This is a genomic window from Candidatus Accumulibacter sp. ACC003, assembly GCF_907163085.1.
Classification (GTDB): domain Bacteria; phylum Pseudomonadota; class Gammaproteobacteria; order Burkholderiales; family Rhodocyclaceae; genus Accumulibacter.
The window spans coordinates 628,351-637,188 of the sequence record NZ_CAJQTX010000002.1; the positions used below are offsets into that span (position 1 = coordinate 628,351).

6 protein-coding genes are annotated in these 8,838 nt (G+C 64.4%); 5 read left to right on the top strand and 1 reads right to left on the bottom strand.

The window, feature by feature from the left end:
- The first annotated feature begins 56 nt into the window (after positions 1 to 56).
- The gene (locus QZ656_RS06500; RefSeq protein WP_291992609.1) at positions 57 to 4,169 is read left to right on the top strand and encodes a PAS domain S-box protein; all 4,113 of its coding nucleotides are present in this window, start codon (positions 57 to 59) and stop codon (positions 4,167 to 4,169) included.
- 32 nt (positions 4,170 to 4,201) lie between these two features.
- Here QZ656_RS06500 and mutY read toward each other — a convergent pair whose 3' ends face one another.
- Complete coding sequence (gene mutY / locus QZ656_RS06505) at positions 4,202 to 5,263, bottom strand: A/G-specific adenine glycosylase (RefSeq protein ID WP_291992610.1); 1,062 nt, start codon at positions 5,261 to 5,263, stop codon at positions 4,202 to 4,204.
- Between the two features lie 375 nt (positions 5,264 to 5,638).
- Between mutY and QZ656_RS06510 the strand changes: the two genes are divergently transcribed.
- The 4 genes from QZ656_RS06510 to QZ656_RS06525 form a co-directional block, all read left to right on the top strand.
- Positions 5,639 to 6,226, top strand: coding sequence for a flavin reductase family protein (locus QZ656_RS06510; protein WP_291992611.1), 588 nt, complete (start codon positions 5,639 to 5,641; stop codon positions 6,224 to 6,226).
- A 239-nt stretch (positions 6,227 to 6,465) separates the two neighbouring features.
- Complete coding sequence (locus QZ656_RS06515; RefSeq protein ID WP_291992612.1) at positions 6,466 to 6,804, top strand: H-NS histone family protein; 339 nt, start codon at positions 6,466 to 6,468, stop codon at positions 6,802 to 6,804.
- A 243-nt stretch (positions 6,805 to 7,047) separates the two neighbouring features.
- The gene (gene galE, locus QZ656_RS06520) at positions 7,048 to 8,052 is read left to right on the top strand and encodes a UDP-glucose 4-epimerase GalE (protein WP_291992613.1); all 1,005 of its coding nucleotides are present in this window, start codon (positions 7,048 to 7,050) and stop codon (positions 8,050 to 8,052) included.
- 9 nt (positions 8,053 to 8,061) lie between these two features.
- Positions 8,062 to 8,838 (top strand): symmetrical bis(5'-nucleosyl)-tetraphosphatase (locus tag QZ656_RS06525; protein WP_291992614.1); only part of this gene is annotated, 777 nt, incomplete at its 3' end.

Below are 8,838 nucleotides of genomic sequence, written 5' to 3' on the forward strand. Positions count from 1 at the left end.
CTGGCCGCCATAGCGATATCCTTGCCTTGCCTGGCGAAGTCTTGCAGTATCCGCGAATGACATCCGTAAGTTCGCTCACCGCCGTCACCAGCCAGCGCAGCGCGCTGCGGCTAGGCGTCGGCGTGCTGCTGCTACTGGTCGTGCAATTGCTCGCTTACCAGCTCTGGCTCAGCTACCAGGAAACGGTGACGGCGGCCGAAAAGAGCTCGCGCAACTATGCGGCGATCTTCGCCAGCCGCCTGGACGCGACGCTGCGTCGTACCGACCTTGCCCTGCAGGACTTGTCGCGACGCATCCCGGGCGGCGCCCTGAACGCGCAAGACTCTGTTCAGTTTGCCGGCGAAGTGCGTCGTGAACTCCAGGCGCAGCGGCGCAACTTCGACGAACTGCTCGACCTGCGCGTTTTCGATCGCAGCGGTGAACTTCTCTACAGTTCGGATGCACCCGGCACGCCGCCGCTCGAAGTCGCCGACCGCGAAGATTTCCGCGCGCTGCGGGCAGCGCCGCAGAACGGACCGCTTTTCTCCGAAGAGCTCGTAGCGCCCGCCAGCCGCCGGCCCGGCCTGATCGTCGCGCGCGCACTGGTCGACGACGATGGCGCTTTTCTCGGCATGGTCAGCGCGCGACTCGATCTCGAACACTATCAGCAGATTTTCCGGGCCGCCGACCTCGGCGCCACGGGAGCTATCATCTTGCGGCGCAGTGACGAGCAGCGGCTACTCGTCCGCTGGCCGCAGGTCGCCGCCGACAGCGACGCCGTGGAGCGCATCTACGGGACGCAGCAGCTAGCGCGCTACCCCTTCTCTTTCGTCGTCGGCGTCAGCCGCGACGAGGTGCTTGCCGGCTGGTGCACGCGGCTGCAGGTGGTCGGCGTTTGCGCCTTGTTGCTACTCGCCATGTTGACTGTCCTGCTGCTTCGCCTGCGACGCAGCGACCGACGCCAAGCACAGGTCGTCGCCGACCTGCTCGACAGCGAACGAAAATTGTCCGCCAGGAGCGAGCGCCTGGAAGTATTTCAGCGCCTGGCCGAGAACGCCGGGCAGGGCATCGGCATGGCGCATCCGGACGGGCAGCTCATCTATACCAACGCGGCGCTGCGGCAGATGCTTGCGCTAGCGCCCGATTCGGCTTGCAGTGACTACTCGTTCAACCAGTTCTACCGCGACAGCGAGTGGCGACGACTGCGAGACGAGGTGCTGCCGGCGGTTCTCGAGACCGGCCAATGGACCGGCGAGCTTGAACTGATGGCGCTCGACGGCCGCCGCATCCCGACCATCCATACGCTGTTTGTCGTCCACCAGGTCGACGGCGAACCGCCGATCATCGCCAACGTGCTCGCTGACCTGAGCGAGAGCCGGCAGATGGAAAAGCGCAATGACCAACTGCTGGCCGAGATGCAGACGCTGCTCAGCAACGCCATGGTCGGCATCGTGCACCTCCGGGAGCGGCGGGTGGTTTACTGCAACCGCCGCATCGAGGAGATTTTCGGCTACCAGCCCGGCGAACTCGTCGGCGAGTCGTCGGAATGCTTCTACGCGTCACGCGAGATCTTCGAACAAACCGGCGCCAGGGGCTACGCCGTCGTCGCCGCCGGTGGCGCCTTCAGCACCGAGATGATGCTCAAGCGTAAGGATGGTAGCCTGTTCTGGGGCGCTCTGACCGGCCGCGCCGTCGACCCGCAGATGCCACAGCAAGGCAGCACCTGGGTCTTCGCTGACGTCTCCGAACGTCGTCAGGCCGAGGCGGAGTCTGAAAAACTGCTGCAAGCCGTCGAACAGACGCCGGTAGCGATCATCATGACCCGCCATGACGGCGAAATCGAGTACGTCAACCCGAGTTTTACCCGCATCACCGGTTATTCGCGGCTCGAAGCCATCGGCCGCAACCCGCGCTTCCTGCAGTCCGGTGAGACCCCCGCCGAAACGTATCGCGACATGTGGCGCCAGCTGCTCGACGGCAAGGTGTGGAGCGGACTGTTGCGCAATCGGCGCAAGAACGGCGAGCTGTTCTGGGAAAAGGAATCGATCTCGCCGGTGTTCGGCGATCACGGCGAGGTCACTCACTTTCTCGCCGTCAAGGAAGACGTGACCGAGCGGCTACGCACCGAGCAGCAGTTGCGCGAGAGCGAAGAGGCCTTTCGCCGGCTGTTCGACGACGCCAAGGATCCGCTGCTGCTGCTCAAGGACGGATCGTTCATTGACTGCAACAGGGCCGCCCTGGAACTCCTCGGCTACCGCTCCAAGGCCGAGCTGATCGGTCACGGTGTCACCGACATATCGCCCGCGCAGCAGCCCGACGGCCAGCCTTCGGCGGAAAAATCCAGGGCGATGGTCAAGGCCGCGCAGCGCTTTGGTTACCACCGCTTCGAGTGGATGCACCAGCGCGCGGACACCGCTGCGATCGCCGTCGAGGTCACGCTGACGCCGATTACGCTGCATGGCGAGGTGATTCTGCATGCGCTCTGGCGTGATATCAGCGAGCGTCAGCTCGCCGAAAAGCGTTTGCGTCTGCTGGCCGGCGTTTTCGAACACAGCGCCGAAGCGATCATGGTCAGCGACCGCGACAACCACATTCTCGAAGTCAACGACTCGTTCTGTCGCCTCACCGGCTATACGGCCGACGACGTGCGCGGCCGCGATCCCGGCCTACTGTCGTCGGGACGATCGGCGCCCGAAGACTATCGCCAGATGTGGCAGGCGATCCAAACCGCCGGCCACTGGCAGGGCGAAGTCTGGGACCGCCGCAAGGATGGCAGTTGCTACCCGAAATGGCTGGCCATATCGACCATGCACGGCGCCGACGGCGCGATCGAGTACTACATCGGCAGCTTCGTCGACATCTCCGAGCGCAAGGCCGCCGAAGAAAAGATCACTCATCTCGCACACTTCGACACGCTGACCGACCTGCCCAACCGCTCCAACCTGCAAGATCGACTCGAGCAGGCGCTGGCGAGCGCGCGCCACGACACCCGGAACAGCTCGCTGGCGGTGATGTTCCTCGACCTCGACCGCTTCAAGAACATCAACGACACGCTCGGCCACCACGTCGGCGACGCCCTCTTACTGGAAGTCTCGCAGCGACTGCGGGCCTGCGTACGCCAGAGTGATGTCGTCGCACGGCTGGGCGGTGATGAATTCGTCGTCGTCCTGAACGGCGCTGACGCGACAGCCGCCGAGCGCGTCGCCGGCAAGATTCTCGACGCGCTGTCGCCAGCGTATCAATTCGACGGCCACAGCATGCATACCACCTCGAGCATCGGCATTGCCATTTTCCCCAACGACGGAGAAAGCGTCGAAGTCCTGATGCGCAACGCCGACGCGGCGATGTATCACGCCAAGTCGACCGGTCGCAACAACCTGCAATTCTTCACCGCCAGCATGAACGAGCAGGCCAGCGACCGGCGACAAATCGAGGAAGGCCTGCACCTGGCGCTGCAGCAAGGACAGTTCGTCGTCTATTACCAGCCACAGGTCGACGCCACGCGCCGGGTCTTTGCGGCCGAAGCGCTGCTGCGCTGGCAGCATCCCGAGCACGGCCTGGTGTCGCCTGCGCGCTTCATCCCGCTCGCCGAAGACAACGGTCTGATCGTGCCGATTGGTCAGTGGGTACTGGAAACCGCCTGCGCGCAGCTCAAGGCGTGGTCGCTGGCGGCGCCGACTCGTGAATTGCAGCTGGCGGTAAACGTCAGCGCCCGGCAGTTTCGGCAAGCGAATTTTGTCGAACAACTGGCGGCAACCGTCAACAACAGCGGCGCCGACCCGAGTCGCTTGAAACTCGAACTGACCGAGAGCCTGGTGCTCGACAATGTCGCCGACACGATCACCAAGATGAACGCCATCAAGCTCCTCGGCGTCAGCTTCTCGATGGACGATTTCGGCACGGGTTACTCCTCGCTCTCGTACCTGAGCCGCCTGCCACTGGACCAACTCAAGATCGACCGCGCCTTCGTCAGCAGACTCCAGGACAACCAGAGCGACGCGGTGATCGCCCAGACCATCGTCACCATGGGTCGCAGTCTCGGGCTGAAGGTAATTGCCGAGGGCGTCGAAAGCGAGGCGCAGTTCGCCTTTCTCGACAGCCACGGCTGTGACGGCTACCAGGGTTACCTGTTCGGCCGACCGGTGCCGATCGACGACTTTGCCCGCCTGCTGAACGATCACACGCCCTGATCGAGTCCCAGCGGCGTGCCGTGGCGCCGCTGTCAGGCCGCCAGGGGCGTCGCCAGCAAGAGCCGCTTGATCGGCGCCGGCAAGGCCGCTGCGGCGACGTCCGCGACCGGCAACCACTCCAGAACGTCTTCGCTCACGCCATGCGCGAGCACTTCGACGTCGCAGCGCAGGATCTCGATGCGCAGGCGAAAATGGCTGAAAGTATGGTCGATCGCCGGCAGTTGCTGGCTGCCCAGCAGCCGACAGCCGTGCCGCAGGACGAAAGCGTCCGGCGCTTCGCCGGACAGCTCGGGGAAGCTCAACAAGCCCCCCCAGATGCCGATTGGCGGCCGCCGTTCGAGCAGCACGCGGCGGCCGTCGGTGAGCAGCACGACGCGGCTCGAGCGCTGCGGCAACGCCGCCCGGATCTGCCGCCGTGGCAGTTCGGCTTGGCGATCGTCGCGACACGCAATACAGATCGTCCGCAACGGACACGCGTCGCACGCCGGTTTGCGGACCGTGCACACCGTCGCTCCGAGATCCATCATCCCCTGACTGTAGCTGGCCACGTCACGCTCGGGCAGCAGCGCTTCGGCGAGCGCCCACAAGGCACGCAGGTCCTGCGCTGGCGAGGCCGTACCGCCAATCGCGAAACAACGGGCGAGAACGCGTTTGACATTGCCGTCGAGGATCGCCGCACGGCCAGCAAAAGCAAAGACCCCGATCGCCGCCGCCGTCGAGCGGCCGATTCCCGGCAAGCCGGCGTTTTCCTGCGGATTGGCCGAAAACTTCCCCGCCCGCTCGACGACCAGCGTTTGCGCGCAGCGATGCAGATTGCGCGCGCGGGCGTAATAACCGAGTCCGGACCACAGTTCGAGGACCGCGCCGAGCGGCGCGGCGGCGAGCACCTCGAGCGTCGGGAAGCGCGCCAGAAAACGCCCGTAATACGGAATCACGGTTTGCACCTGCGTTTGCTGCAACATGATTTCAGACAGCCAGATGCGGTACGCGTCGGCGGTCTGCTGCCAGGGCAGGTCGTGGCGGCCATTGGTCTTCTGCCAGGCAATCACCCGCCTGGAAAACTCCGAGAGAATGGCGGGAGCAGCGTCAGGCATCGGCGACAGCGCCGGCCAGCATCGGCAAAATGGTCCGGCCGAAGCAGCCGCCGCGACGGCCGCTCGCTAGCCTCGCTTGAACGCACGCCGCACGGTGCTGTCTGATCGACTTCATATAATCGATTATCAAAATGGCCTCGACATCGAAACGTTGTACTGGGATAATCCCGCCCTTGGTCTGGCTGACGGCGCCGCTGAAAATCGAGCGTAGCGCAAGTGTGTGAAAATTGGCATTGGCTTTATCGCCGTTCGCTTATTATCCCCGTCAGTTGCAGCCAAATTCCCAAATTGGATAGCGCCGATCACCATGATTTCACCGACCATTTCGCCAACAGTGAATAGTAGCATGGCCGAAACACGCGTCCAGAACGCGTGATGGATCGACCGATAAACTCGCCGGAGTGCCCGGCATCGTCTGCTGCGCTGGCCGACCTGCCGTGCGAGAGCTGTGATACCGGACGCGTATTGGCCGCCAGAGATGTCGTTTGCCGGGACTTTCGCGACGCCCTTGGCAGTTTTGCCACCGGCGTCACGGTCGTGACGGCGCTGACGCCAGACGGCCAGGCGATCGGCGTGACGGTCAGTTCGTTCAACGCCGTTTCGCTGCAGCCGCCGCTGATCCTGTGGAGTCTGTCGTGCAACTCGCCCCGGCTGGCCGCTTTCCGTGCCGCCAGCCATTACGCCGTGAATGTGCTGGCCGCCGAACAACAATGGATTTCGGACTGTTTCGCCAGCCGTGACGACGATCGCTTCGGCCCGCTCGAGACCAGCCAGGGTCTGGCCGGTGCGCCGCTCATCAAAGGCTGCTCGGCGTGGTTCGAGTGCGCCAACGAGGTGCAACATCCCGGCGGTGACCATCTGGTTTTCATCGGCCGCGTCGAACGCTTCGCGCGCGGCGACGCCAGGGAGCCGCTGATCTTCCATGGCGGCGACTATCGGCAGCTGCAGACGACAGCAAAATGATCGTGCTGGCGAATCGAGTCGCGGTGCCGGACTCGTCGGCAGAGCAAGACCTGATAGCCGCGGAAGCGGCGAGGCGAGACGGACGTTTTCCGTCGCCGGCAAGGAGCAATGCCGAACCGGTCGGTTGCAAGCTGCGCGTACTGTTTTTCGCGCTGTTTTCAGGGCGTCATGCCCGCACCGCGAGGTGCGTTCATGGCTTGACTTAGCGCGTCCTGCTTGTTGCAGAACGTGGAATTTTTATGGTGCAGACCAAACTTGAGGAGAAGTGCATGGCAACTTATCGCGAATTACTGGAGCAACGTGAAACCCTGGAACAGCAAATTGCTGAAGCTCGGCAAACCGAAGTCGCGGCAGCGATCGCCCAGGCGAAACAGCTGATTGGCGAATACGGGCTGACGGCCGCTGATTGCGGCTTCAGGGGCCTGGCCGCGTTGGCCGGCAAGACCAAGACCACGGTCGCCGTGAAATTCCGCGGCCCCAATGGCGAAACGTGGTCGGGCCGCGGCAAGGCGCCAAACTGGCTGACCAGTCTCGAAAGCCAGGGACGGCACCGGGACGAGTTCCTCGTTTCACGCTAGTCGCCAAGCGAGCGCCGCAGTCTGAGCCCGGCACTCCTGGCGAACACCGCAGGAGGCGCCCGCTCGCGCGGCCCGCCGCCCGCCTGTCGTCGCGGCACGACGTTCAGGTAGTTCTGTTGCCGCAAGCGCCAGGCGACGATTCGCTGGCGACCATTTTTGCTAGCGGCCGCTACGCGGCTCCTGACGACCGCCGCTCGACGCCGGCGAAAGCGCTGTCGCGCGCATGCATCATAAGGTTAGAGAATGAACATCCTGGTAAGCGGCGGCTGCGGTTATATCGGCTCGCACGCCTGTGTCGCACTACTCGCCGCTGGCCATGCGGTGACCGTCGTCGACGATCTCTCCAACAGCCGCCCCGAGGTGCTCGATCGGGTGGCCCGGATTGCTGGCCAGCGGCCGACTTTTGTCGAGGGCGACGTCCGTGACCGAGCTCTGTTGCGGCGAGTTTTTGCCGCGTCACCAATCGCCGCGGTGATCCATTTTGCCGGCCTGAAGGCGGTCGGCGAATCGGTGGCCCAACCCCTGCGCTACTACGACTGCAACGTCGGCGGGGCCATCGCACTGTGCGAAGTCATGGCCGAAGAGTCGGTCAAGACGCTGATTTTCAGCTCGTCGGCGACGGTCTACGGCGACCCGACTGCGGTCCCGATCCGGGAAGACTTCCCGCGCTCGGCGACCAATCCGTATGGCGCCAGCAAGCTGATGATCGAAGACATCCTGGCCGATCTGGCGAACGCCGATGCGGCCTGGCGAATCGCACGCCTGCGCTATTTCAACCCGGTCGGCGCACACCACAGCGGCCTTATCGGCGAGGAGCCGAATGGGATACCCAACAACCTGATGCCCTACGTGGCGCAGGTCGCGGCCGGCACGCGGCAGCAGCTGAGTGTCTTCGGCAGTGACTATCCGACAGCCGACGGTACCGGCGTGCGCGATTACATCCACGTGATGGATCTGGTTGAGGGCCACCTGGCGGCACTTGACTACCTCCTCGCCAAGGGCGGCCTGCTGACGGTCAATCTCGGCACCGGTTGCGGCTATTCGGTACTCGACATGGTGCGCGCTTTCGCCGCTGCCAGCGGTCGACCGGTACCCTACGCCCTGGTGCCGCGCCGACCAGGCGACATCGCCAGCTGTTATGCCGATCCGACATTGGCCGCGCAGTTGCTCGGCTGGCAAGCCCGGCGCGGCATCGAACAAATGTGCAGCGATGCCTGGCGCTGGCAACAGCAGTGCGCAGGGACCTGAACAGCGACCATGGCCACTTACGCGATTGGCGATATCCAGGGCTGCTTCGATTCGCTGCTGCAACTCCTGGACAAATGCCGCTTTGATCAGGCGAGCGATCGCCTGTGGCTGGTCGGCGACATCGTCAACCGCGGTCCACGCTCGCTGGAGACCTTGCGCTTCGTCCGCGACCTGGGCCCGGTAGCGACCACCGTGCTGGGCAATCACGACCTCTACCTGTTGATGGCTGCCGCCGGCTTTGACCGGCGCGGCAAGGGCGACACGCTCGACGAAATCCTCGACGCCCCCGACTGCCAGGAGTTAATGGACTGGCTGCGTCATCGGCCGCTGTGCCACCAGGAAGGCGAGTTCTGTCTGGTCCATGCCGGGCTCTTGCCGCAGTGGACGGTGGCCAAGGCACGCACCCTGGCGGCCGAGGTCGAAGCCGTGCTCACCGGCCCGGCCTATCTCGATTTCATGGCCAACATGTGGGGTAGCGAGCCGGCATCGTGGAGTGACGACCTGGACGGCTGGTCGCGCTTGCGGGTAATCGTCAACGCCATGACCCGGATGCGCCTCTGTTCCGCCGACGGCGTGATGGAGTTCAAGAGCAAAGGCGAGCTGAGTGCCGCGCCGGCCGACCTCCTGCCGTGGTTCGAAGTCCCTGGCCGGCTGAGCGCCGGTGACGTTCTCGTCACCGGCCACTGGTCGGCGCTCGGACTGCGGATAGAACCAAACCTACTGGCGCTCGATTCAGGCTGCCTGTGGGGCCGCCACCTGACGGCCGTCCGCCTCGAGGACCGGAAG